The sequence below is a fragment of the Pedobacter miscanthi genome (assembly GCF_003315595.1).
Lineage (GTDB): Bacteria > Bacteroidota > Bacteroidia > Sphingobacteriales > Sphingobacteriaceae > Pedobacter > Pedobacter miscanthi.
This window is the reverse complement of sequence record NZ_QNQU01000046.1, coordinates 1-24,790: the sequence shown is the minus strand read 5'-3', so window position 1 is coordinate 24,790 and position 24,790 is coordinate 1. Positions and strand designations below refer to the sequence as shown.

At 39.8% G+C, this 24,790-nt stretch carries 21 protein-coding genes and 1 tRNA gene; 7 read left to right on the top strand and 15 right to left on the bottom strand.

The window, feature by feature from the left end; genetic code table 11:
- Positions 1–58: 58 nt before the first annotated feature.
- The 8 genes from DRW42_RS27710 to DRW42_RS27675 form a co-directional block, all read right to left on the bottom strand.
- Positions 59–631 carry an NAD(P)H-dependent oxidoreductase gene (locus tag DRW42_RS27710; protein WP_113952111.1) on the bottom strand — a complete coding sequence of 191 codons (573 nt, stop codon included), beginning with the start codon at positions 629–631 and terminating at the stop codon, positions 59–61.
- A gap of 123 nt (positions 632–754) precedes the next feature.
- Complete coding sequence (locus DRW42_RS27705; RefSeq protein WP_113952110.1) at positions 755–2,143, bottom strand: DUF5458 family protein; 1,389 nt, start codon at positions 2,141–2,143, stop codon at positions 755–757.
- Between the two features lie 18 nt (positions 2,144–2,161).
- Positions 2,162–2,608 carry a hypothetical protein gene (locus DRW42_RS27700; protein WP_113952109.1) on the bottom strand — a complete coding sequence of 149 codons (447 nt, stop codon included), beginning with the start codon at positions 2,606–2,608 and terminating at the stop codon, positions 2,162–2,164.
- A 56-nt stretch (positions 2,609–2,664) separates the two neighbouring features.
- Positions 2,665–5,181, bottom strand: coding sequence for an ATP-dependent Clp protease ATP-binding subunit (locus DRW42_RS27695; RefSeq protein ID WP_113952108.1), 2,517 nt, complete (start codon positions 5,179–5,181; stop codon positions 2,665–2,667).
- A gap of 5 nt (positions 5,182–5,186) precedes the next feature.
- Positions 5,187–7,562, bottom strand: a complete 2,376-nt coding sequence (gene tssR / locus DRW42_RS27690; protein WP_113952107.1) for a type VI secretion system protein TssR domain-containing protein — start codon at positions 7,560–7,562, stop codon at positions 5,187–5,189.
- Positions 7,563–7,601: 39 nt separating this feature from the next.
- Positions 7,602–8,579: a PKD domain-containing protein gene (locus tag DRW42_RS27685; RefSeq protein WP_113952106.1), complete on the bottom strand. Its 978-nt coding sequence runs from the start codon at positions 8,577–8,579 to the stop codon at positions 7,602–7,604.
- Between the two features lie 34 nt (positions 8,580–8,613).
- Positions 8,614–9,099, bottom strand: coding sequence for a type VI secretion system TssO (gene tssO, locus DRW42_RS27680; protein WP_113952105.1), 486 nt, complete (start codon positions 9,097–9,099; stop codon positions 8,614–8,616).
- 10 nt (positions 9,100–9,109) lie between these two features.
- A complete protein-coding gene (locus tag DRW42_RS27675) occupies positions 9,110–9,631 on the bottom strand; it encodes a type VI secretion system TssO (protein ID WP_113952104.1) in 522 nt (173 codons plus the stop codon).
- A 179-nt stretch (positions 9,632–9,810) separates the two neighbouring features.
- Between DRW42_RS27675 and DRW42_RS27670 the strand changes: the two genes are divergently transcribed.
- A complete protein-coding gene (locus DRW42_RS27670) occupies positions 9,811–10,245 on the top strand; it encodes a GPW/gp25 family protein (RefSeq protein WP_113952103.1) in 435 nt (144 codons plus the stop codon).
- Between the two features lie 26 nt (positions 10,246–10,271).
- Positions 10,272–12,137 (top strand): type VI secretion system baseplate subunit TssF, encoded by a 1,866-nt coding sequence (locus DRW42_RS27665; protein ID WP_113952102.1) that lies wholly within the window; start codon positions 10,272–10,274, stop codon positions 12,135–12,137.
- A gap of 318 nt (positions 12,138–12,455) precedes the next feature.
- Here DRW42_RS27665 and DRW42_RS27660 read toward each other — a convergent pair whose 3' ends face one another.
- Positions 12,456–13,394, bottom strand: a complete 939-nt coding sequence (locus DRW42_RS27660) for a type VI secretion system baseplate subunit TssG (RefSeq protein WP_113952101.1) — start codon at positions 13,392–13,394, stop codon at positions 12,456–12,458.
- Between the two features lie 115 nt (positions 13,395–13,509).
- Here DRW42_RS27660 and DRW42_RS27655 point away from each other — a divergent pair, with 115 nt between their 5' ends.
- On the top strand, positions 13,510–14,403 hold the full coding sequence (locus DRW42_RS27655; protein WP_113952100.1) for a TssN family type VI secretion system protein: 894 nt from the start codon (positions 13,510–13,512) through the stop codon (positions 14,401–14,403).
- A 22-nt stretch (positions 14,404–14,425) separates the two neighbouring features.
- On the top strand, positions 14,426–15,565 hold the full coding sequence (locus DRW42_RS27650) for a hypothetical protein (RefSeq protein WP_113952099.1): 1,140 nt from the start codon (positions 14,426–14,428) through the stop codon (positions 15,563–15,565).
- Positions 15,566–15,653: 88 nt separating this feature from the next.
- Here the strand turns inward: DRW42_RS27650 and DRW42_RS27645 are convergent, their stop codons facing one another.
- From DRW42_RS27645 to DRW42_RS27635, 3 genes are all read right to left on the bottom strand, one after another.
- Positions 15,654–17,330 carry an alkaline phosphatase family protein gene (locus DRW42_RS27645; RefSeq protein ID WP_113952098.1) on the bottom strand — a complete coding sequence of 559 codons (1,677 nt, stop codon included), beginning with the start codon at positions 17,328–17,330 and terminating at the stop codon, positions 15,654–15,656.
- A 215-nt stretch (positions 17,331–17,545) separates the two neighbouring features.
- A complete protein-coding gene (locus DRW42_RS27640; RefSeq protein ID WP_113952097.1) occupies positions 17,546–17,965 on the bottom strand; it encodes a hypothetical protein in 420 nt (139 codons plus the stop codon).
- A gap of 78 nt (positions 17,966–18,043) precedes the next feature.
- Complete coding sequence (locus tag DRW42_RS27635) at positions 18,044–19,627, bottom strand: Na+/H+ antiporter (RefSeq protein WP_113952096.1); 1,584 nt, start codon at positions 19,625–19,627, stop codon at positions 18,044–18,046.
- 317 nt (positions 19,628–19,944) lie between these two features.
- Between DRW42_RS27635 and DRW42_RS27630 the strand changes: the two genes are divergently transcribed.
- Positions 19,945–20,520: a GIN domain-containing protein gene (locus tag DRW42_RS27630; RefSeq protein WP_113952095.1), complete on the top strand. Its 576-nt coding sequence runs from the start codon at positions 19,945–19,947 to the stop codon at positions 20,518–20,520.
- Positions 20,521–20,595: 75 nt separating this feature from the next.
- Here DRW42_RS27630 and DRW42_RS27625 read toward each other — a convergent pair whose 3' ends face one another.
- Together DRW42_RS27625 and DRW42_RS27620 are read right to left on the bottom strand one after the other, a co-directional pair.
- Positions 20,596–21,486: an alpha/beta hydrolase family protein gene (locus tag DRW42_RS27625; protein WP_113952094.1), complete on the bottom strand. Its 891-nt coding sequence runs from the start codon at positions 21,484–21,486 to the stop codon at positions 20,596–20,598.
- A 201-nt stretch (positions 21,487–21,687) separates the two neighbouring features.
- Positions 21,688–21,761: transfer RNA gene (locus tag DRW42_RS27620), tRNA-Asp, on the bottom strand.
- A gap of 270 nt (positions 21,762–22,031) precedes the next feature.
- Here DRW42_RS27620 and DRW42_RS27615 point away from each other — a divergent pair.
- Positions 22,032–22,901, top strand: coding sequence for a helix-turn-helix domain-containing protein (locus tag DRW42_RS27615; protein WP_113952093.1), 870 nt, complete (start codon positions 22,032–22,034; stop codon positions 22,899–22,901).
- 65 nt (positions 22,902–22,966) lie between these two features.
- Complete coding sequence (locus DRW42_RS27610) at positions 22,967–23,815, top strand: aldo/keto reductase (RefSeq protein ID WP_113952092.1); 849 nt, start codon at positions 22,967–22,969, stop codon at positions 23,813–23,815.
- A 69-nt stretch (positions 23,816–23,884) separates the two neighbouring features.
- Here the strand turns inward: DRW42_RS27610 and DRW42_RS27605 are convergent, their stop codons facing one another.
- Positions 23,885–24,265 carry a VOC family protein gene (locus DRW42_RS27605; RefSeq protein ID WP_113952091.1) on the bottom strand — a complete coding sequence of 127 codons (381 nt, stop codon included), beginning with the start codon at positions 24,263–24,265 and terminating at the stop codon, positions 23,885–23,887.
- Between the last annotated feature and the right edge of the window lie 525 nt (positions 24,266–24,790).

Genomic DNA, 24,790 nt, shown 5'->3' with positions numbered 1-24,790 from the left:
ACACTAAGTTAATAGCATTGGTGGAGACACAGACCATGGCGCACAAACCATGGCAGTTTTAAATGAGCTGTGAGCCGAATTTTTCCATTTTGGCCAGCCATTTTTGGCTATAGTGGTTTTCGAGCGAATGCAGTTCGCCAATGGTATTGGTTAATACAGGGCTCATCCTGCATTTTTCAAACACTATTTTTTTAATGGATAAATAAGTAGTTTTTTTATTGGCCTTCCACTCTTTAAAGGTTGCTTCATCCAAAATTGAAACAATCCTGGCGGAGCGACCGCTAAAATTATTATTTACATTTTGATTTTGTGTAGTGAAAATCTGATCAGGCATAAAAAGGCGATCGAAAAAGCCTTTAATTTTTGCCGGTATATGATCGACATATACGGGACAAAAAAGCACCACATGGTTACTCTGCCTAATGGCAGTTAGGGCTTTCTGCAGATCGGGTTCCAGCTCGGCAATCTGCCTGTTGTTAAACAGCTTGTTCGAATTGAATATCAGATCGATAATGGCCAGCTCCCTAACGGTAGCGCCAACACTTTCTGCCCCTTCCTTATAGGCATTAATCAGGAAATTTGTAGATGCGTTTTTTTCAATATCTCCATTAAGGAGAAGTACTTGCTTCATTTTTTTTGATTAATCTGATCTGGCCGATGCATTACAAAATTATAAAGAATTTGTTAAGTGTTATGCATAACCCATAAAAAAACCCAACGCTAAGGTTGGGTTTTTATTTTCAGCTATCAAAAATTATTGCTGATTATATTCTGAACTCCAGGTGGTACTTTCATCTTCACCTTTGTGTCCATCCAGTTTTACTACAAAACTTTTAGCCGGGAAATATGGTGTGATGTGGATATCCAGGTGGATCCTGTCTTTCTGTTGCTCATCTCTTTCGAAACGCATGATCTTAAATCTCTCGATTAAACGGTCAGCGCCCTGGATACCATCCAGGAATTTAACAATCTGACCACGCAAATCCTGCTCTGTTTTAGAAGTCCAGTTTTCGAAAGCCCTTCTGTTCAGGAAATCGAATAATACTTTGGTAATATAATCGAATACACGTACAACCGAATAAGTTTGTAAACCGATGTTATCGCCGTTAAATAAGGTTTTGGCAGAGAAAGCCATTACTTTACCGTACTCGTTAACCATTGGTACCAAACCCACTCTTTCCAGATGGGAGATTTCGCTTTTCTTTAAATCGAATTTTACACCATCTACTTCGTTTATGGCACCATGTTTTTTACCTGCAGTAACTTGAGACATTAAGGTGTAATACATTTTACCGGCTAAAGCAGCTGATCCTGGTACAGTTAAATCGTCTTCTTCACCAACTTCGGCAACTTTACCACGGCCAACCAGCCAGTTACAGGTCATGATTACGTTTGATCTGAATGCATCACCACCAGTAAAATTTGCAGCGGTAAATAAATCCAGTACATCATCCGGTTGATCAAGATCGGCAAAATCGGTTACCAGCATGGCTTTGTTGTTGTGGGCAATTTTACCCCATCTTTCCAACACTTTATTGGAACCCATGTAACCTGGCACAACCATTAACGAATAGTTATTACGAAGATCCAAACGGTCGTAATTTTGTTTTAACTCATCATCTACATATTCTATAAAACGCGGATTATCAAGATCTTTGATCTGATCCATTGATGCATTTAACAGCACCACATTTTTAAGTTTATCCGACTCGGTATTTTTATAGAATAAATGCACCGAACGGTATGCCTGCTCCAGTTCTCTGGTACTTTCTAAAGCAGTACCGATATTTTTATTCAGGTTTTCTTCCGCAGCATTCAGTTTTTCGGTACTTTTTTCTACCATATCGGCCACTGAAGTAGAAGATTCGAGCACATCGATCCATAGCTGGATTTTCTTTTTCAGCTCTTCACGTTCTTTCTTTTTCTCATCACCGGTTAAAAAGATCTGTTTACGTGCTTTACGTTCAGGGTTTAAATTCTGCAGGCCATCAACTGTGGCTTCGAGCAAATCAAAACCGCCAACACGGGCCAGTTTTTCGAGGTTATCTTTAAGTGATGTTTTTTCAAGGATCTTGGTTTCAGCTGGCTTAAAGCCTGCCTGGCCTGTATTTTCGTCGGTTTTTAATTCTTGAGGATTTGACATGTTTTCTTGGCGTTAAGATTATTTATTTTGCTCCAATTCGTCAACAAAGTTTTTCAAAGCGTTAATGAAGGCCGACTTTGTTTCTTCGTCATCAAGCGTGGCTTTTAAGGTTTTGTTCGATTTTAACTGTTTGATCACGTTAAGCGACATTTCTCTTTCGATGTTCACGTTGGTAAGGTAGTTGCTTTGGTTGATGATGTTTTTCACACCAAAATCGCCCAGATCGTTAAAGTTTAAAGTTTCGCCAACAGTAGATCCATCCTGCTTTTCGAAAGCTACTTTCACATTTGGTTTATAATGTTCGAATACATCTTTCACCGTTTTTAATCCTTCAACTTTTTCGGGTTTTATCGGATCGTTATCGGTAAGTTTCTGTACAAAAAGCGTTTTGTTGTGGGCAATTTCTGCGAATGCTTCTGAGGTGTCAATTTTTCGCTCGTTACCACCAATTTCATAGTTAAACATAGTATGTTGATTTAGGTTTACGATTAATTTGTTCTAATAATATAATAGTTAACGTTTTAACTCAATTTTTGTTCCAATGTTGCGGTTTCCGGCTGAATAATATTCCATTCAAGTTTATCTTCATCAGGATGCTTGCTTACCACAATCTTCGATCCTTTTTTTAGCTCACCTGAAATGATGTATTTTGAGATCGGACGGCGTAATAAATTCCGGATTACTGCTGATAACTGCCTTGCACCATATTTAGGTGTAAAACCATCTAAGGCAATCATTTTTTTGGCATCTTCTGCAATTTCAAACTCAATTCCCATTTTATTGAGCGATTGTACCAAACTGCTTAACTGGATTTCGAAAATGCGCACCACATTGCTTTCGTTTATTGGTGCAAAAGGAACAATTTCAGAAATCCTGGCTAAAAATTCGGGGCGGAAATGCCCTGCCATTACTTCCATCAACTGGTTTGAAGCAGGAATTACACCTTTACCAATTTGTTCGGCAATCCATTCGCTGCCAATATTTGAGGTAAAAAGAATCAGTGAGTTACTAAAATCGCCCTCTTTACCCAAACGGTCGTGCATGTGCCCTTCATCCAGAATCTGTAAAAATGTATCGAAAACGGAAGGATGTGCTTTTTCAATTTCATCAAAAAGCAGTACCGAATAAGGCTGCTGCCTGATTTTGTTCACCAGCAAACCACCTTCCTCGTAACCTACGTAACCTGGGGGCGCCCCATAAAGCAAAGCCGCACTGTGCTCCTCTTTAAATTCTGACATATCAAAACGGATCATCGCTTTTTCATCGTTGAACAAAAACTCCGCAATTGATTTCGCCAGTTCGGTTTTACCTGTTCCGGTTGGCCCCAGTAAAAAGAATGATCCGATAGGTTGCCCTTTTTTATTCAGCCCGCTACGCGACTCAAGTATGGCGTCAGAAACAGCTTTTAAAGCCTGATCCTGCCCTACCACACGTTTTTTAAGGTACTGCTCCATGTTGAGCAGTTTTTCTTTTTCACCGGCCTGCAGTTTACCCATCGGGATGCCTGTTTTATAGGCCACTATTGAGGCAATGTCCTGTTTCGTAATGCGATCGCTTTTTTCCGCAGCGTATTTTTTTAATTCTTGTAAACTGTTGGTGATGTATCCCTGGTATTCGTCAGCAGTTTCGAAAGCATCGGTTTGTGTTTCATCGGTTAAACGGCCCAGCAGAACGGGGCTTAATTTATTCTGAAGCAGAGAGAAAAGCCATTTATAATCGGCAAACTTTTCTGCTTCTGATTTTTCCGTATTGGTATTTAAAGCTTCTAAATCGGTTTCCAGACTTTCGATTACCTGATCGGAGGTATCATTCATCATTTTCATGGCTGCCATGGTGCGATCAAGCAAATCGAATGCAGAATCAGGTAGCCTTCTGTCTTTCATATAACGTTTAGCTAAACGTACACATTCGCCCAGAGCATCAGGCTCGATGCTTAAAGTATGGTGTTCTTCGTATTTTACAGCCAGTTTCTGTAACATCTTAATGGTGCTTTCTTCATTTGGCTCATTTACCTGCAATACCTCGAAACGCCTGCTAAATGCCTGTTCAGGCTCTATAATTTTGCGGTATTCATCAATGGTCGTAGCACCGATTACAGTAATTTCTCCACGGGCAAGCTCTGGTTTTAATAAATTGCCAATACCTGCACCCAGTGGTCCTTTGCTATCCAATAATGTATGGATTTCATCAATAAACAACACTGCTTTTTCAAACTGCTTGATTTCTTTGATGATGTTTTTTAAACGGTCTTCTATTTCTCCCTTATAAGATGCACCTGCGATTAGCGAGCCTAAATCGAGCTCAAAAAGCTGAACAGGTTTTAAACTTTCGGGTACATTCTGGTTTACAATATCAATGGCGAAACCATCAACCAGAGCGGTTTTACCCACACCGGCATCACCGGTTAAGATCACATTAGGTTTGGTACGGCGGCAAAGGATTTCCATCATTTGCCTGGTTTCTTTATCGCGACCGATAATCGGGTCGGTTTTACCATCGCGTACTGTTTGCAGCCTGTCGATACAGTATTTGTATAAGGCATTGCCCGTACTTTTATTTTCGGCACCCGACGTTGTTTTATCAGGAGAAACCACCCTCGAAATTTCTTCGTCCTTTACATAAAGGTCTAAAATTTCGCGTTCTTTGATCGGGAATGATTTTAACTGATCGGCTTGAAAACCAATGCCTGGTTTTGCCAGTGCAGTTAATACACAAACCGGGGTTATTAAATCCAATCCCAGCTTAATGCGAACATTATCGGCTTCTTCAAAAATGACTGCAATTTCTGGTCCTCCGCTTACGTTATCGGTATAACTTGCCGATTTTGCCTGTTCATCAATCCGCACTTCAGCCCATTCGCTGATGTATTCTTCATCCTTACCAATGGAGGTAATGAATGAGCGCAGGCCAACATCTTTATGCATTAAGCCTTTGAGCAGGTGGGCAGCAGAAAACACTTCGTTCCTGTACTCTTTAGCCAGCGACTGTGCAATGTGCAGGGCTGTTTTTACCGATTCGCTTAAATTTGTAACTGCCATAAGCCTTAGTTGGTTGTAGGCAACACTGCCGGGTTAAAATTATTTTCGGTGATGTAATAATATATTTTACCATTCGAAATAAACTGCTGCTCAATCTGCGCAGCCCTTTTAATTTGCTGAACCGACTGATTTAATAGTTTAATATAGTTTTCGAATTCTTCGAGTGGCATTTTAGAAGTGTTCTTTAAATCGCCAACAGTATATTTTTCTAAAAATTCGTTGTTTAAAGGCAAACCGGTTACCAATTTGATGTAGTTGGCCAGGGTTAAACGCTTAATGTTGCCCGATGATTCTTTAATACCCAGCATCTGTTTTGGCATTTTAACATAATTTTTAACAAGCTTGCTCCTGAAAGAAGACTGATCGGCCTGCAAATTCTGCCCGAGCATAATCGAAAACACATCTACAATCTGTTTGTACTCCATGTTGTTTAAAACGATGGCATACTGCAGGGTAGAGCGGTTATTTTTTACGGCATCAGCCGATAGGTTTGCAGTGCTGTAATATTTAAAGGCATTGTGCGGCATGCGGTCTGCAACTTCTGCACCAACCGGCGCCGGCAATAAACCTTCTACATCGGCAGTAAGGTTTTTACGCGATATACCAGTTAAACGGAAAGCACTATCCAACGAGCTGATCTGGTTATAGATATCAGAGTTAGTTTCTTTTACAAAACGACGCAGGGCAATAGTCATGCTCTGGTTAGAGTTTACCGAACCTTTAGTCGGGAAAACTACCCCACCCTGGATTAAACTATTTTTAGGATAATCTAAATAGTAAGAAATAGAATCCTGTAAACTGGTGTTATAAGGCTGGAAGCTTTTTAAACCCTCACCTTTTACCATCGTATTTTTACGGTATTCGGCAGAGCGGATAGCTGATTCTGAAACAAGTTTACGAGATTGGATTACAAAATCGTTAAACGACTGATTGAAATCGCTATATACCTGCAAGGCTAAAATACGTGCATCTGCCTGTGCTACCTGCTCACTCAATTCGTTAATCAGGTAATTGTTGGTTCCACCTGTATTTCCGGTGCTCCCAACCAAAATAATTAAATTGGTTTCGTTCTTTTTTGCTTTAAACAAACCTAATCCGGTTTTTATTGCCTGAAAAACAGGCTCTTCGCTTACTTCACCATTACACCTAACGGTATTTTTGGCCTGGTTTGACAAGAAAGTCATCAATTGTCTGTAATCATTCTGGATCGGACTCACAAAAATACCTTTCAAAGCACAACCGTTCTCGCCACGATATACCACGCCTCCAAAGTTTACTTTTGTTCCTTTACCAAAATCGCCCATTATGTTTTCAAAAGAAGCAATGGTATTGGTCATTCCAGAAAAATACTTGGTCATCGGGCTACCCCCATCCACTACAAAAACAACATTTACCTTTGTTTTATTTTTGCGGAGGTTCAGGTAATCCTGATAAGAAAGTGCCGAACCATTAATGGTTAATATTTTATTGTCTTTTTTATTGTAAACATCTGTAGCGATACCTATTGTATTGCCTCCTTCGTCGTTTGAAACAACCGGCACACTTCTTAAAATCAGGTTTTCCCTTGGTAATAATGGATCTACCACGAAAGTTGTACCCTTATCAATACCACTTTTAATCACTGTTGAGGTTGAATCATCTTTATCGTAATCGCCGGGTTTAACCGAGGTGATGTATAAACGGTCGCCCCAGCTGTGTACCGCTTCGGCAGAAACCCAACCATAAATGCTTTTTAAAGCCGTATCGGCAACCAACTGGTCGTCAGAACCGATGAGGTATTTTTTGCCGTCTTCTGATTTTTTATAGATGTAGGCAATTTCATGCAACCTAACTTTGGTACGTCTGTCTTTAAGTTCGGGTGTATTATATACTAAGATGGAATCCGTTGTATCGAAATAAAATTTTGGTTCGGTTAAGGCATTTTTCCCGTTTACAATACCGATGGCTTTTTCTGCATAACCGGTTTTTTGATTAGAGAAAGCACGTTGCCATAAAAGCAGTTTGGATTTTGCGATCCAACCATAACTGATGGCACTTTTTTTATCGTTGATTTTCCTGCCCCTGATCATTCCTGCCTTGTATTTAATCAGTTTGAGGTAACCATTTTCTTCTTTCGAAACATAGAAAGGCTCCATAAAGCTGATTTTTTTCATAATCAGGCTTCCTCCAGGCGCTGTAGTAGTATAATTATCTTCGCGGTCGGAAAAAACAATCCATGGCAAACTACTGCTGCTGGTATTGTCCATTACGTTTATACTTTCTGAAGGCCTTTCGTAAGATTTAGGCATGTATTTTACTTTTTTGCCAAAGGATGCCGGCGACTGTGCATAGGCAAACGATATTCCTATAAAAAGGAGGGTTAAGGCATAGTATTTTTTCATAATCTGTAGATGAGCTTTAAAATTAGGTGAGCTGTTAATTTATCTGGTTTTAGCTGTTGCATCAGCATTTGTTGCCGCAGGCTGGGCCGTACCTGAATGTTGTTTAATGTTTAGTAAACTGGCACAGGTAGAATTAGGCTTGATGGTAAGCTGTGCCTCATCAACGGCTATTTCGCCACCAAAGGTGAGCCCCATGCAGTACGAATAAATATCGGTTTGCTTTTTCTTACCGTTCATTTCTACATTCACCGTTACTTTTTCGTTACCGCACATGTATTTGTTAACGAGATAATAATAGTTGGAATTAAAATCGGCACCATTGGCAATGGCCTGTAAGCGGGCCCTGATATCATCGATGGTTTTGCGCTCGCCATCACCAGGAGCAACAATATCCTCAACGATTTCGGCATTAGGATCGGTGATCAGAATGTTTAAGAAAGCTGGTTTACGGCTTTTATCCGAGCGCAGGCGCACCACGTATTTTCCCGGGGCACGATAAGTGTATAAAGCTGTTTTTCCTTTAACATCTACACGGCCGGTTTCGCCGAACGACCATTCGAAATCTTTTCCTTCCCCGTCTCCTTCTAACCTGATCTCTTCATTAACCAAACCGGCTGTAGGGCCGCTAATGGTTAGCACACTATCTACAACAGCGGTGTGAACGGTATCGCGTACAGTAATGGGAAATTCCTGACGGAGTTCGCCATCAACGGTTAAGCGCACAATGTAAGTATCGGGTTTTGTGTAGTGGTAAGAGCCGGTTTTAGTGGTGGCTTTTTCGCCATTTCCGAATTCCCATAACCATTTGGTAGCTTTTGGGGTATTATCGGTAAAAACCAGACTTTCGTTTAAATAAATTTCATCTTTTAAAATTCGCGCATCAATTGCTCTTTTTTCGAACAATGAACTTTTAAATAAGAAAATTAGACCTGTTAAGAGCAATACAGCTAATAGGATGTAGAGGATAACATAGCCTTGCGAATTTGAATTAACTTGCTTGGTGTTTGTGTCAGACATAGGTAGCGTTTTTTATAGGTTGTTTTTGGGATATTTATCTGGCAGATATGGTTTGCTGCAATTGTCGCCTGTTGAGAATACAATCGTCCAATTGTCGTTTATGCAATTCAATATCTGTAATGTTTCTGTTCTGTTCCTGTCTATCATAAAATAACCTGTCGTACAGCTGAGCCGTTTGAACAAATATTTTATAGCGCGAGTCTGACGCTTTACGGTCAAACGCAGCCCTGATAGAGCCTAATGAATTCTGTATATCGTTTTTCAAAAAAACGGCCTGTACATTTGGGTTATAACGGGTAATTTGTTTGTAAGTGGTATCTATTGTAGGCGAAGTTTCTTTCACCATGCTTTCGAATGTTTCATTTTCGCTGATTTTTACCTCAAGTTCTTCTTTAGAAATCTCATAGCGCGATTTATCGCTATAAAAAATGCCAAAGCTTAAAAGCCCAACAGTAAAAATAAACAGCGCTATAAAAAACAAGAATTGTTCGCGTCTTTCTTTTATACTTAACTTTATCATAATCGTTTAATTATCGGCCGAAACGTCCGTTCCTGATTTTGGTTGCTGTAGCCTGGTTTGCGCGGTGGCAATCGTTTATCTGTTCTTTATACCTTTGGATATCACCCCTTGATTTAATAAGCGAATCCTGCAGATCGGCCATTGCACCAACATTGTTGTTTATTTTGGCGTAGAGATCAAAACTTGGACTGTTTTGCGTTTTTTTGGAAATAAGGTCTTTAATCCTGTTGTTGGCGCTTTGGATATCGCCTAAAAGGATACTCTGCTTGCTCATTTCGTTGGCATTATAATCGCGGTACTGGGCAAGTTCTTTAAAACGGACAAGGATAAGGTCGAAATTGGTATTGATGTCTTTCCGTAAATAAGATAGTTTTTCGGTTTCCTTTACTTTTTTATCGAGCAGGGTATACTCATAATCGGATGCGGCAAAAAAGAGATAAATACAGAGAATGGAGAAAAGCGTTAGGAACACAAAGTTTAAGATAAACCTTGTATAAGCGGTCCTGATTTCGATGGCATTAATAGGTTTCATAGAGCATTAACAGTTTCACATAGCATTAGTTATTGTATTAATCTGATGTCTCTTCCGCACAAAATCACTCAAACTTTTTCAAATTAACATTGTACTATAACAATTTTTAATATTTGTTGTTTGGTTATTAAAACGATTTTATTTCTTTTACTTTTAACAAACTTTAAGCCAAACCGTTTATGTCTGAAAATTTTTACAACAAACCCTTCAGATTTAAGTCGCTTTTCTCGGGCACTGGGCTTCAACCAACTGACCTCGGAAAATCGATTTCGAACCACATAGAACTGATTATTTTTACCCGCTATGGGGAGCACCGGTTCCACAACGATTTTGGCTGCGAGATATGGGACCTTGATTTCGAATTAATCGTGAGTGAAAGCATCTGGGAGGAAAAATTCCGCAAATCGCTGCTTAAATCCATTACCGATTATGAGTTCAGGATCTATAATACTTCGGTGGAAGTACGCATTACGGAAGTAGAAAATGTATATCCCTTGCGTAAGATTACCGAGATCAAAAAAAAGGTAGATATCAGTGTAAGGGCACTGATAAAAACCACAGGTGAAAAATATTTTTTTAATACCGCATTATTCCTCAGCCCCTTATCAACCTAATCTAAAACGCCCCAAATATTCTACACATGAAACCAGTTTTTTACTCATCGAAAGATGAAATCCGCAATAGAATTTTAAAAAATGCCGAAGATTTCTGGAATATTAAAGACAGTAACGACTTCGATCCACTCGTTAGATTAATTATTGAGGCATTAAGTAATGAGCTTTTTAATGTAGCCAATGATGTTAAAAATTTAGAGAACAGGATCTTTGACAAGATCAGCCGTATTTTAGCCCCCGATCATTTAACATCATCTTTACCTGCCCATGCCATTATGCATGCCAGACCGATTGAGCAGGAAGATTACCTCTCGCCATATTCGCAGTTTGCGTTTAAGAAAAATATCCCGCAGGAAAACGATAAAACAAAAAAGACTGATATATTTTTTAGTCCGCTGCATACTGTTAAAGTGAATAATGCTTCTGTAAAATACATTGTAACCGGAAATACGCTCTTTACTGTAGAACAATTAGGCAAACAGCCTCTCCACAACACCCTCCCTGGCACTTCGACAGAGAAAAACACGATATATATTGGTTTTAGTGGTATTAAAGACTGGATGGATTTTAATAAACTGAATTTATTTTTCGACTGGAAAAATTATTCGGTGCCCGAAAACACTTACGACCTGCTTTCGCTGGGCAAATGGTTCTACAAAAACAACGAACTCGCCGCTTATACCGAACGTTTTATGGACGAACCTTTAAGTGGTAAAGTACAGGCACCGTTTCAGCATAAACAATTGCTTAATCTGATTAAAGCAGATGTTTTACAGTTTTACAGCAACAGGTTTATCACCCTGGGCGACCTTAACGATTTTAATATCAACGAAAGTAGAGAATTGCCATCTGAGTTTGCCAATTTGTTTCAACCCGCGGTTTTAAACCAGATTGATCATTCGGTAAAATGGCTTAAAGTAATTTTACCGGCGGCCATAAACCAGGAAATGTTGAACGAGCTTCATATTTATATCAATGCGTTCCCGGTTGTAAATAAACGGTTAAGCCAGATTAAACACCGGCTTAAAACGATGAACAATATTGTCCCGATTAAAACGGAAGCGCTGGACCAGATGCTTGCCGTAGAAAACCTGAAGGATAACAAGGGAAAAAGTTATAACGAAATTCCCTATACCAATGAGAATGAAAAAGGCGATGGTTCTTTTTCTATCCGGTACGGTGGTACGGAACGTTTCGATACCAGAAACGCCAAAGAGCTGGTAGATTATCTTTTTGAATTATTACGCGATGAAAAGGCAGCCTTTACTGCATACGGCCCTGATTTTTTAAGCACCATCCTTAAAAACCTGGAGCAGAATATTGCGCTGATTGAACAAAAAAGCCGTTCGGCATTAAAAGATATTAAAGAACTGCCAAGTTATATTGTATTAAAACCGATTGATGATGCTGATATTTTATTTCTGGATATCTGGGTTACACAGGCAGAGGAAGCCAACCACATTAATGCCGGCAGCCGCTTAGTGGTATATGATAATAACAGGGTAAATGCCGAGAGCATCTTTTTATTGAGCCCAACAAAGGGCGGCCGGTCGCGATTGAATGCAACTAACCGCGTGCAGGCTTATAAATATGGCTTAACCACTGCCGACAGGATTATTACGAAAGCTGATGTAATTAACTTTTGCCGTTACGAACTGGGCAATAAATTAAAAGGCATTACCCTGGCCAAAGGTTTGATTATGGACAATAAACCAAATGCGGGCTTTATTAAAACAACAGATATTTTGATTGAACCTGCAGATCAACTTAACCTGAGTACACAGGATTGGGAAGAATTACTGAGTTTAACTTTGGCAAAATTAAACTTAAGGAGTACGATGAACGTGCATTACAGGATATTGTTAAAACCGGCGTTGTATAGGGCGGTTTAATAAAAAGGCTCGTCATTGCGAGGAGGAACGACGAAGCAATCTTACTACTATGGGTTGGGATTAATCAATTTCATATCTAGCGATCGTTTTAAGATTGCTTCGTGCCTCAGCAATGACGACCTTCTGGATCTGGTGTAATCGAACTTCTTAATAACATCATCATCTCGACCGGAGCATCGCGGAGTGGAGAGATCTACCTCTAGATAGATTTCTCGACTTCGCTGCACTCCGCTCGAAATGACGGTATTGAAAGGATAACGATCGTTGTAAGATTGCTTCGTGCCTCGCAATGACGACTTTTTTCAGGTTGGCATTTTACTAAAGATACACCGTATAACCCAGATAAGCACTTTCGCCATCCTCACTCAAAACTGTTTCCTGATAATCGGGTGCGGTGAGGAGTTCTACATTTACTTCTGCATCAACCGGCATTAAATAGCTGATGGCCATATCCAAAATGGCCCTGTTTTTTTGTCCGGGGATAAATTTAATCAGTTCCTGTGGCGAAGTTGGCCCAATATTAATGTTATAAGCCTCGTTTTCGGGTGTAAAACTATCGCCGATAATGGTATCAATGCCTAATGCGCTTCCGCCCAGCTGCATCTGCATATCTTCGGCAATTTTTACTGGTGGGATATTGGCTGTGGCATTAACAATGTTTAGTGGCAGGTTAAATAACGCAGTAAGTACTTTGGATACAAAATCGATATCGTTTCTTTTTTGCTGGATTTCGGGGAGCAGGTGCATCCAGATGATGCTTTGTTCTTTGTTGAGTAAATTAAATTCATCCCAGCCAAACTCAAAAATCTGGCTTAAATCGGAATAGGTTGTTTTTTTATCGAGCATATTTTCATATAGCTCGGTCATAATCCTTACATAATTAATTTCGGCATCAAAAGGGGTAAAAAATAACCTGGCGTCTTTTTCCTCCTCTCTCCTATCCCTGATATCCTTGATCATCGATTCCTCGTCCATACCTGCACTGCCGGTTGGCGGACGGTGGAAAAGCCCTTCAGGCAACATATCATACAAGCCTTCGCGATTGGTACTGATGCGGATCCGTTCTTGCCTTCTTTTTTCCGAATAATAAGCGGTGGTATTCTCAATATCTTTCGCAAAAGCACGTTTATCAGGGCCCAGCGGAATAATTTCGATCCTATCGGCATCAATTATTTTGCGTTCGATAAGGTCGGCCGCATGTGCAACAGCCTTATAATCTGTAAAGAGTTCGTTATTAATCAAAGTTTCTTTTTTCATTTAAACTTTAAGCTTGCTTATTTGTTATAGGTTAAATTTATGTTACCGTAAAAAAATAGGATTATAATCAAATACTAAAGATACTATATTTGTAGTACATCATCTATAAAATTTAATGGACGTTCAATCATTTTTTATCCGCTTTCTCTTATTTCCGCTGATCTTCATGGTATCAACAGCGGTGCTTTCTATCATCAACAAAAAGAACCAGTTTCTTAACAACAAACGACTTATCGTAAGTGTTCTGCTCATCGGTATTATTTTAGCGCTTCCGGGTTTCTTAGGCTTCCTGAACTTTAATTTTATGCCCTGGGGTTACATTATCTGCTGTATTTTTTACCTTTTAACGGGTACGGTTTTCGTTTACCTGTTAACAAAATACTATCCTAAGGATGTACTGGAGCGCAAAGTATTTATCTTTTTTGCCACTTTAGTTTCGGCCATTTTATCGGTTTATTTGTTTCAGCTGGCCTTTAACTGGTTAAGCTCGGTAAACTTTGGCTGGTTTGGCGCGGGCAGCATAGCCTGTTTCTTTGTACCCCTTATTTTCTGGTGGGCGTATGTTGCCTTATTGGGCATTCCATCAGAAATTTATAAAATCTGGAGGTATCCTGATACACCACTGGACATTAACATGGACCATGTAGATTTTAACCGTTTATTGGTACTGGAACTGGAGCTTTACAAAAAAAGCAGCGATCCGGAACCTTTAAAAGTAAAGGTAAAAGCGGTAGAAAACATGAACTTCGGTATCTGGTTCCACAAGTTTATCGATGATTATAATTTAAAGTTTGCCAAAAGTCCGGTAGAATTCAGGAGCGACGATATGGAGAATTATAAGTGGATTTTCTTTATTAAAACATCCTTCTTTAAACGCAATATTTTCATCGATCCGGATCTCGACATCATCGAAAACGGCATCACCGAAAAAATGACAATTTACGCTAAACGGGTATCAGAAAACGTAAACAAGCCAAATGAAGTTGGAGAAAGTGCTATCTTTATCTAATCTATAATTAAAAACATCTACCATGATAAAGCCGCTAAAATATAAATCCATTAACTGGATTAATGGCATGAAGCTTTCAAGCGATCATTTTACATTAAGTGATCTCTATTTGCAGGACTTTGTTCGCGATGCCGCCTCTCTACATTTAAACAACAGCAATTACGGATTTTTACCACCTTTTGCAGGCTATAAAAGTTCGCACGATATCGAAATTATCGAAAAAGCAACCAACCATATCGAGGTAAGGGTAAGATACTGTAATGCCATTACCCCTGAAGGCTGCCACATTGATATTGTACAATCGGATAATATGGATACGCTGGTACATAACCACTATTTTGGTCAATCTGAGCCGCGTAATTACGTAATTTTATTGGTGGTAAGTCCGTTTAACCGCGTACCTGCTGGTACCCCAAATCCTGAAGAAAACCCGATCCGTTACCCTGAACTTGCCAAAAGCTATTCTATCGCCGTTTTACCAGAGAGTGAAGTAGGTTCGCAAACGGCAGATAGTTATTTCTTAACCATCGGGCAGGTTTATTACGAAAATGGCAGGTTATCAATCAACAACAGTTATATACCACCGAGTTCAACCATCACAAGTCATCCTGCATTAATCAGGTATTACGAATCTTTCAGTGTTTTATTGAATGATTTACAATTGGCGGCATTTAAAATTATTGATAAAACGGGTGGCCGCGACAATATTACCCCATTAGGGAAAAACATCCGCTTGATTTCGGAGAAGATTGTGGATTATATTGCAGGTTTATTTTACGAATACAGAAATATTGCGCACCGCGAATCGCCGGTGGTTTTAGTGGGCTATTTCTCGAGCCTGGCACATATCTTTTTTACCGCAATTAAACTGATTGATCCACGTGAAAGGGAAGAATTGCTGAAATATTTTTACGAGTGGAAAGATGTTACCCCGGGTAATTTTGAAGAACTTTTGGCTAAAACCATCGAACTGGTTTACGATCATAAACAGATTAATAACAGTATGGTAATGGCAAGTGAGTTTATGAATGTATTGGTAGCCCTGTGGAATAAGTTAAGCGGGCTGGAATACATTGGCCAACGCAAAGAAAACATTGTGGTTGCAGAGCAGCAGGTGGTGCAACAGGTGCAGGCCAGAAAAACCTGGACATTGCTGGATTAAACAATTTCTCGGAGCCTATTTATAATGAAGCTGTACCACTCAAATGAGGGTACAGCTTTTTTTTTGAATATATATGAATGGTGTTGGTTTAAAAATTAACAAGTGCATGGCCATCGTAGTTGCCAGGCGCACTTATCCCAAGGAATTTTAAAATAGTAGGTGCCACATCATATAAATAAGGTGCACCATGATAATCGATCGTTTTACGGTAAAAAATAGCCGTGCTCAAACTGCTACGGGTAATGGCTGCGCTGTTTTTGGTCAGGATATCGATTTTCGGAGTAACCAAACTGCCGTTATAAACCGCACCAGAAGTTTCATCTCCTTTGGTATACAATATCAGATCGGCATTTTGTGGGTGTGATGAGTTTAAACCCGTAAAACTATAATTGCTGATGCTGGTTGCAGGCAGTGCCGACTTAAATAACCTGATTTCGGCTATATTTCCTGTAAAATACGGATTGTAATTTGCGGTACCATCCTGCCCGATTTTAAAGGTAGTGCCGCTTTCCATATCGCCTACGGCAGAAATATCGCCCTGGGCTACCTGTATTCCTCCGTCGTATAACGTTGCTTTTTGCGTGCTGCGGTTAACCACAACAGCCACCTGGTGCCAAAGCTGATTGGTGAGGTCTACTCCGCTAATATCAAGCCTGTTGGTTCCATCGCCAAAATTGGCCTTAATTGTGCCGCTGTTGTTGGAGATAATTATGCCTTTATTATAACCACTTGCCCAGCTTTTATTACCAATTATTACCGGATCGCTGCTAGCGCTTGTGGCCCGTACCCTAAACTCGATGGTAAAACTACCCGTTGCCCCTATGTTAAAGTTGCTGAGTACCGGCAATTGCCCGTAAACATTGGTTTTAAAATCGACTGTCGAAATGTTGTTTGGTACCGATTCAGTTGAAGTGGTTGGCGCCGTATTAACCTGTTGTTGCGGAATGGCGCTGTTGTTTAAAACGATAAATGCGTTCCGTTCAAGATAACTCGAACCTCCATGGCTTGCATCGCCACCATGATCGGTAGCTACCACAATCAGCCAGTCTTCGTTGTTATAAGTTGGCCTGGCTTTTATGGCAGTTAATATTCTGCCAACGCGGGCATCAACAGCCCTAACCGAATCCATGTACATCTGCGTGGTGGTTCTGTAATTGCTGGCATGGCCGGCATGGTCTACATCATCGAAATGGCAAAATGAAACATCGCTGTTGTTGGTTGTTACCTCCTGAAGAATCTTCGTTTCTGTTTCGTTATCAGTTTCGCTGTTATATTTAAAGGTTACATCCTGCGTAGCCACAATATTATCATTAATGGGCGACCATGTTACAATTGAAGCAGTACGTAAAGCGGGCAAACTGGTTTTAATTTGCCTGAAAAAGGATGGATAATTTACAAAATCGGCTACTGAAAAACCATTGTCGGAAGCTTTGTGCTTGGCTACACCAACACCGGTAAACAAGGCCGACCAGCCATTTGCCGACCAGGTAGGTATTTCGGCCAAAGCATTGGTACTGGTGTACGATTGGTTCATCAGGGCTTTAAGGTTGGGCGCATTTTGGGTAGTAATGGCTTTCCATACGCAACCATCAATACCAATAAACAATACTTTTTTTGCTTTTGTAGAAGCAGCACTTACTACAGATTTCGAATCTAAGTTTTTGTCGAACGAAGCCAGTTCTGCTTCAGGCCGCTTGCAGTACATGGTAAATAAGGCCATAAAAAGAACGAGGCCGGGTAACAGGGATGTCTTAATTTTTTTCATGATGATTTTTGGAATGTTTTGTTTAATAAGGTTGATTTTTGTTTAGCTAAACTAAACATTTGTTTTATAAAAAACCAACTATAAATCCAAAATGTTTTACAGGATGCACTGATTAATAAGTCTTCTCAAAAATGATGTAATTAGAAAAGAAAAATCCCCCAACCGATTTAGTTGAGGGATTATATAATATTTTAAAATTGCTCTTAAAATAAATATTAATCAAAAGCAATCTGGTCCGGCCCGGATATTTTATTGATATGGCAGACACTCTTACCACCACTTACCTTAATTGTTGCAGATTTTGTTTGATTGGTGCTCACAGAGGTAGCTGTTACCTTTAAATCGTCGCCACTTTCGGATAGGCCCGGCCTGTTGTGATCATCAGCCACGATGTAACCGCCTCTTACCATATCTACAAATGCATTTGCGCTGGCCTGTATTTTTTCGCCGGTACGCTGGTTAATTACAGTAATATCTTTTATTTCAGCCCCGGCACCACTTTTATCAGTAAATTTTACCGATACCATTGCAAATTCTGTTGTACAAGTTTTTTCGGGTTCTTTATCGGTATCATTCTTCTTCTTACAGCCGATCAACGCTGCTGCAATAAATGCGCTAAGTAATATTTTTTTCATTGTTTATCTGATTTTTAATGAAAACGATAAAGCTAGTTGAAACGCTACAATAAGCATATTACGAAGGTTAAACTTCACCTAAATCATCCTCAATCTTTCTTCTTCTAAATCGATCTGGTATAACTGATGGCGGATGATCTCCTCATCAAAGGCCGGATCTTTATTCAGCTCGGTAAGGTAGGCCCGCTGACTTTCGAGCATCTCGATAAAAATGGTTTTAGCCTGCTCGTTCATCCAGCTGTCATCACTCGCCTTCGATTTTTCTTCCCAGTGCCTTAATAACTTTTCCATGCCTGCATGCCCTTTTAATTCGTTATCATATTTATTTTTAAGGAACTGATAGCTGTGCTGTTTTAGGTCGCGTTTCATTTGAAGTTTCAGCTCTTCTTCAACCTTTGGATCCATAAACCGACCAAAAGCCCCTGTGCGTTTGATAATGCCTGGTAAGGTGAGACCCTGTACCAAAAGCGTGAGCAGGATGACCACAAATGTGATAAACAGGATCAGATCACGCTGTGGAAAAGCTTTTCCGTTATCTAGGGTAAGTGGAATGGCCAATGCGGCCGCTAAGGATACCACCCCACGCATGCCGGTCCAGCCGAGTAATAAAGGCATCGTCATCCTTACCCTGTTCGAACGAGCAGCTGGTGCTACACCGGGCCTGAAAATCAATGTAGCGAACATAGCTGCATAAGAGCTGATGATACGTGCCCCGATCAACACCCCCGTAACCAGCACGCCATAACCGATGGCCGTACTTAAAGGAATACCCTGTGAGCGTAATCCATCCCTGATTTCGGGAAGTTCGAGACCGATAATTAAAAACACCACACCGTTTAGAATAAATATGAAACTTTCCCACACACTAAATGCCCTGATGCGACTGGTACTGCTTAAAAAAACCAATCTCCTGGCCGACATAAACAGGCCTCCGCTTACCACGGCCAGCACCCCCGAGCTATGCACCTGTTCGGCAATCCAGTACATAAAATAAGGTTCGATAACGGTGAGTACCGTATCAGAAGGGGCATCAGTTGGTAAATATTTATGTACCTGAACAAATATCCAGCCCAGCAACAAACCAATGCCTGCACCGCCCACTACCATCCACAAAAAACTTGTAGCAGCATTCTGCCAGATAAACTGACCAGTGCCAACCGCTACCAGTGCAAAGCGAAAAATAATCAATGAGGAAGCATCATTTAACAAACTTTCGCCCTCAAGGATGGCTGAAGTAGATTTCGGGATTTTTACAAATTTGGTAATCGCCGCGGTACTTACTGCATCAGGTGGAGATACAATCCCACCGAGTAAAAAGCCTATCGCAATAGTAAAGCCTGGAATAAGATAATTGGTAACCAGCGCAACTGAAAGTGCGGTAAAAAAAACCACTAAAAAAGCAAAACTTCCGATAATGCGCCACCATTTTTTCATCTCTTTGAAAGAGATCGTCCAGGCGGCTTCGTATAATAATGGAGGCAGAAATATAAAAAAAATCAGGTTGGGGTCGATTTTTACTACCGGCAAACCCGGAATAAAGCTGATAAGTAATCCACCAATAACCAAAAGGATAGGATAGGCAATTTTGAGTTTAGTAGCCCACATGTTTAATAGCACAATGATGGCCACCATGGCAAGCAAAAAAGGTAAAATGGTATGCATTAAGATCGTAAGTTAAATATACAGCAGATAAACAGCATCTCAATTTATAAAAAATACAATACAATTATCCACTCAGTAAAGGTTGATCTATCACTATTTTTTTGAATGAGTAATGAATCTCCTGTTCGCTCCCGCACAGCTAACTGTTCGATAATGAACACTTATTTTATTCTAAAACAAATTAAAACACTGAATAACAGATAATTATAATCTTACTCAAGATCTGGCACTGCCTTGGCATATAGGGAGTTAAACGTTATAACTTACAAAGAAAACCTAAGTTCAATTATCGCCCACAATTTAGTAATAACCATTAAATGAAAAATACCATGAAATTCCGCATCAAAAATCAAATTGCAATGGCTTTTGCCAGCATTTTAGTATTAACTGCTATTGCTGCAGTACCAGCACATGCAACAGAAGAGAAACCTGTAAAAACCAGCAAAGTTTTGCCTTTCAGGAAAATTTCCATAAAGGGAAATATCGAAGTAACGTTAATCCAAAGGATTAATTCAGGTATTACTTACAACGATAATAATGAAGGCGACGTTAAAGTTATACAACAGGGCGAATCGTTGAAAATTACCGGTACCAGTAAAGCGCCCGCAAAGCTTACCATTTATGTAAACGACCTCTACAGGATAGAAGCCGACGAAAATGTAATAGTTAAAACAGAGGGTGTTTTATCAACCAAATACCTCCAGATTGTTTTAAAAGGGAATGCAAGTGCCGATATTTATTCAACAAGTGATGAGCTTTATACTTCGATACAGGATCAATCGGCATTATATTTAAGGGGAAATACCAAAACCCATTTCCTTTTTATGGATAAACACCCAAAATTGACATTTGACCAGTTTGCTGCTTTGCGCACCCAGGCAACCGATTTTTAGAATATTTCAATCATTAAACCAAATTTTATAAATAATAAAGCCTTAGCTTGTAAAAGTTAGGGCTTTATTACTTCGTTATTTCTTTTTTTTATCTGTACCAATGTTTTCAATCCATTGGAGAGCAAAATTGGTTGGTATTGGTGATTGGGAAAAAGCCGTATTATGCCCCAATTCAGGAAATAGCTGATATTGATAAGCTAGACCTTTGGTTTTAAGCACATCGAGCCTTTCTGTTGATAAACTTACCGGAATCTGAATATCCTTTCCTCCAAAAAGCCAAAGACCTGGGATGGAAAGCCGCGAGAGGGCATCAAATGGATCTGTTGCAACAAACTGATACCGGTCTGCATCATTGCTGATATGTTTACGGGCATCAGCTTCTGTATGTGTATCCCAAAATTTAGTATTCCCATTTGTATAAAACTGAAAACGCAGCTGCTCGAGAGTGGTAACCACAGGACCACTAAACAAAACCATAAACTTTACCATTCTATTTTTTTTTGCAGCCAAAGGAATTATCCATCCAGCCTGACTAAAACCCATGAAACCAAGCGGCACACGGTTGTTAGACAAATGCGCTGATAATATGTTTGAGGCCGCTTTTGCATCCGAAGCCAGTAACTGCAGGTTAAGAGAATCGATATTATTGGTGCCCACTTCAGGGCCGGCATATACCCCTCCTGATTTCCCGACACCGCGTTTATCGTAGGTTAATACGGCGATGCCGTTTTTTGCCAGGAGCGATGCAAACTCTACCATTCTGGTTTCCTGTCCGGAGCCATGAACAAGAACTACTGCAGCATAAAAATGTTTAGGCTTAAACACCGTACCTTCAAGCAATACCCCGGCACTGGTAAACGTAACGTTTTCCATGGCAAAGTCTGATTGACGGCTAGTATCAGGAACAGTTTGTCCGAATAGTTTTATACTTAGGCCAAAGAGCAGAAGAAATAAATATAATTTCATTTTTTAAGAGTTTGTGTGTTATCATTTAAACGCACAGCAATATACCTCAGCAAAAAGGCTGTTTTGAATAAATGTGATAGAATAGCTTAAAAATGTGATGGATGGAACCTGAAAATTTTACCTGAAGCAAAAATTGGGTCAGAATATGAAACCCGGCGAAAACAAAAAAGCCTCAACTTTTTCAAGTTAAGGCTTTTGTTGCGGAATGGACGGGACTCGAACCCGCGACCTCCTGCGTGACAGGCAGGCATTCTAACCAGCTGAACTACCACTCCTTTTGTTCTTCTTTAAAGTTAGAACCTCTTTCCCTTTCGGGATTGCAAATATAGGCAAATATTTTGTTTATCATCATCCTGGGCAACAATTTATAAGGCAAATACGTAACTCACTGAACATCATTTAAAATAATTTTAGGCAGTAAGGAAAAAAAATACGAATGCACCACCATTTTCAGGTTAAAACCTATAATTGCGGATAAAATTGAGCAGTTAACGTATTTTTTATCTTTGAATTAAGCTTATATTTGAATTGTATAAACTTAAAGGATGATATCAGGAACGTTAAAGAGAACAGGAGGGCAGTTTAAGATAGCCGGTATTAACGAAGGCAAATGCACGCTCGAATCTTATACCCGCAGAGATTTTTACAAAATCAGCCTGGTAACAGAAGGCCCTCCCTGCAGCCTTCGTTATGGTTCATTGCCGGCAATTGATATCGACCGGCCAGTGCTTGTTTTTACCAATCCGATTGTTCCATACACCTGGGATGTTCCTGAAAGAATAATCCCAACGGAGGGTTATTTTTGTGTTTTTAATGATGAATTTATCCGTACAAACACAACATTATCGGGCATAGCCGACCGTTTATTTACAGCACAGCAATCGCCCGTTTATTTTCCAGACGTTTCTACAGAACAATTCCTGAAGCAACTTTTTGTACGCATGCGCGCTGAATCGGACATGGATTATGCAGATAAAGATGAATTATTCAGAAGTCACCTTAGCCTGATCTTCCATGAGGCCATACAAATGCGGCGACTGGAAACCTTAACAGAGCATGGCATATCGCGTGTTGCTGCCGATTTTATACGCCTTATTAAGTTGCAATTTCCAGTTGATATGCCTTTGCAGCCCATTACACTAAAAAAACCATCCGATTATGCCGATCGTATAGCCGTACATGTAAACCACTTAAACATGGCTGTTCAAAAAGCGACAGGTAAATCAACTACCACGCATATCAGTGAACGTCTTTTTGCAGAAGCCAAATCACTATTAACTTATACTGATTACAGTGTGGCAGATATTGCCTTTGGACTTGGGTTTGAATATCAAAGCTATTTTAATCGTTTTTTCAAAAAATATGCTGGTGTTCCCCCATCTGATTATCGAAAAAACTTTGAAAAGTATAAATAATGCTTTGAAACGTCTTTAAATCAAAAGCCTTTTCAGCATAACTTTGTTTCCATAAAATATTTATCATGGAAACATCAAGCGTTAAAAAGACTTTTTTATTGGGAGGCGATCTGGAAATTAACCGGATGGGTTATGGCGCCATGCGCATTACAGGTCCTCAGATCTGGGGCATGCCAGAAAACCCACAGAACTCCATAGAGGTTTTACAAAGAGCAGTAGAATTGGGTGTAAACTTTATAGATACAGCCGACCAATATGGCCCATTTGTTTCGGAGCAGCTTATTGCCGAAGCTTTACATCCTTATAAAAACAATGTTATAGTTGGTACCAAAGGTGGCCTGGTGCGTTTTGGGCCATGGGCAGATATTAATAACGATGCCAGTCCACAGCATCTACAGGATGCCCTAGACGGCAGTTTACGACGACTGAAACTGGAACAGATAGCGCTTTATCAGTTGCACCGCATCGACCCTAAGGTGCCTGCAGAAATTACCTTCGATTTTTTAGCTAAGGCACAACAACAGGGAAAAATCAAACACCTGGGTCTATCAGAGGTTTCTGTTGAAGACATTAAGCTTGCCCAGCAGCATTTTGAAGTTGTTTCGGTTCAAAACCGCTACAGCGTGTTCGATCGTCAATGGGAATCAGTATTAGAATATTGCAAAGCACAAAATATCGCTTTTATTCCATGGTTTCCCATTGGTGGCGGAATGACGCAGTTAGAAGAAAAACTTAAAGATATGGCCGAACGCAAGCACGTTACCATGCATCAATTGGCATTAGCATGGTTACTGCATCATGCAGACAATATTCTTTTAATACCAGGGACCAGTAGCATTGCGCATCTGGAAGAAAATATCAAGGCAGCAAACATTCAACTATCGGAAGCCGAAATGCAGGAATTAAACGGATAAAATAAGATTTGAAGTATGATGAACATGTTTAAACTAGGCATGCTCATCATACTATTTTCTTCATTCCGTCTACAATCCCTCCATATAAAATACATTAAACTTATGCCCGTCAGGGTCGCGGAAAACAAAACCATAATAACCTTCGCCAAATTCTTCAGGCCGGGAAACAATTTCCCCTTCCGCTTTTTCAACTTCTACTGCCCAGGCATCAACATCTATTTTGCTGCCTGCAGATAGGGTAAATACAACTTCATTACCGGTTTTAAGGTCTACCAATTCTCCATGAATGTTAGATTTGAGTATATCTTTTAAGAAGAAATGAATGATAAAATCATCTTCTCCAACTTTAAAACTGGTTAATTCGTTTGAACTTCCGTTTGGTTTAAAACCTATTGCTGTATAAAAGTTTTTTGTCCTCGTTAAATCACTTACGGCTAAATTTGCCCATATTTTCTTGTTTTCATAGGAATTGCTTTTTTATTAAAAATAATGAATACAGAAAACATTATCAGGGCCATACAGGACATTATTAAGCATAATTCGGGTCAGATTTACCAATTTGGTATCAGGAACTAACAGCGCCATCCGAACGCTAAATCTATTCGTTAAATATTCTAATAAATTTCATCACTTTTTTGGAGCGCAGTTGTTGTGCATATAGGTTGGTTCCTGTCCTGCTGTACGCTATCCCGATGANATGGAATGGTCTCTGCGGCGATCAGCGTAATCTGCGGGAACAAATAAAAACAAGCTACCCGTCACCCTGAATTTATTTCAGGGTCTATCATGCTAAAAAAGGACCTAAAATAAACCCAACAGCCATCGAATCTGGACAATGGACTGTATGGGATGACGGTTGCGAAAGTATTGTAGGCTGTGGCGCCATAAACGTTAAATCCTAAACTTTCAACCTTAAACCAAACCGCCATAAACGAAGAAAACCCTTCAACATTTCTGTTAAAGGGTTTCTTTTAA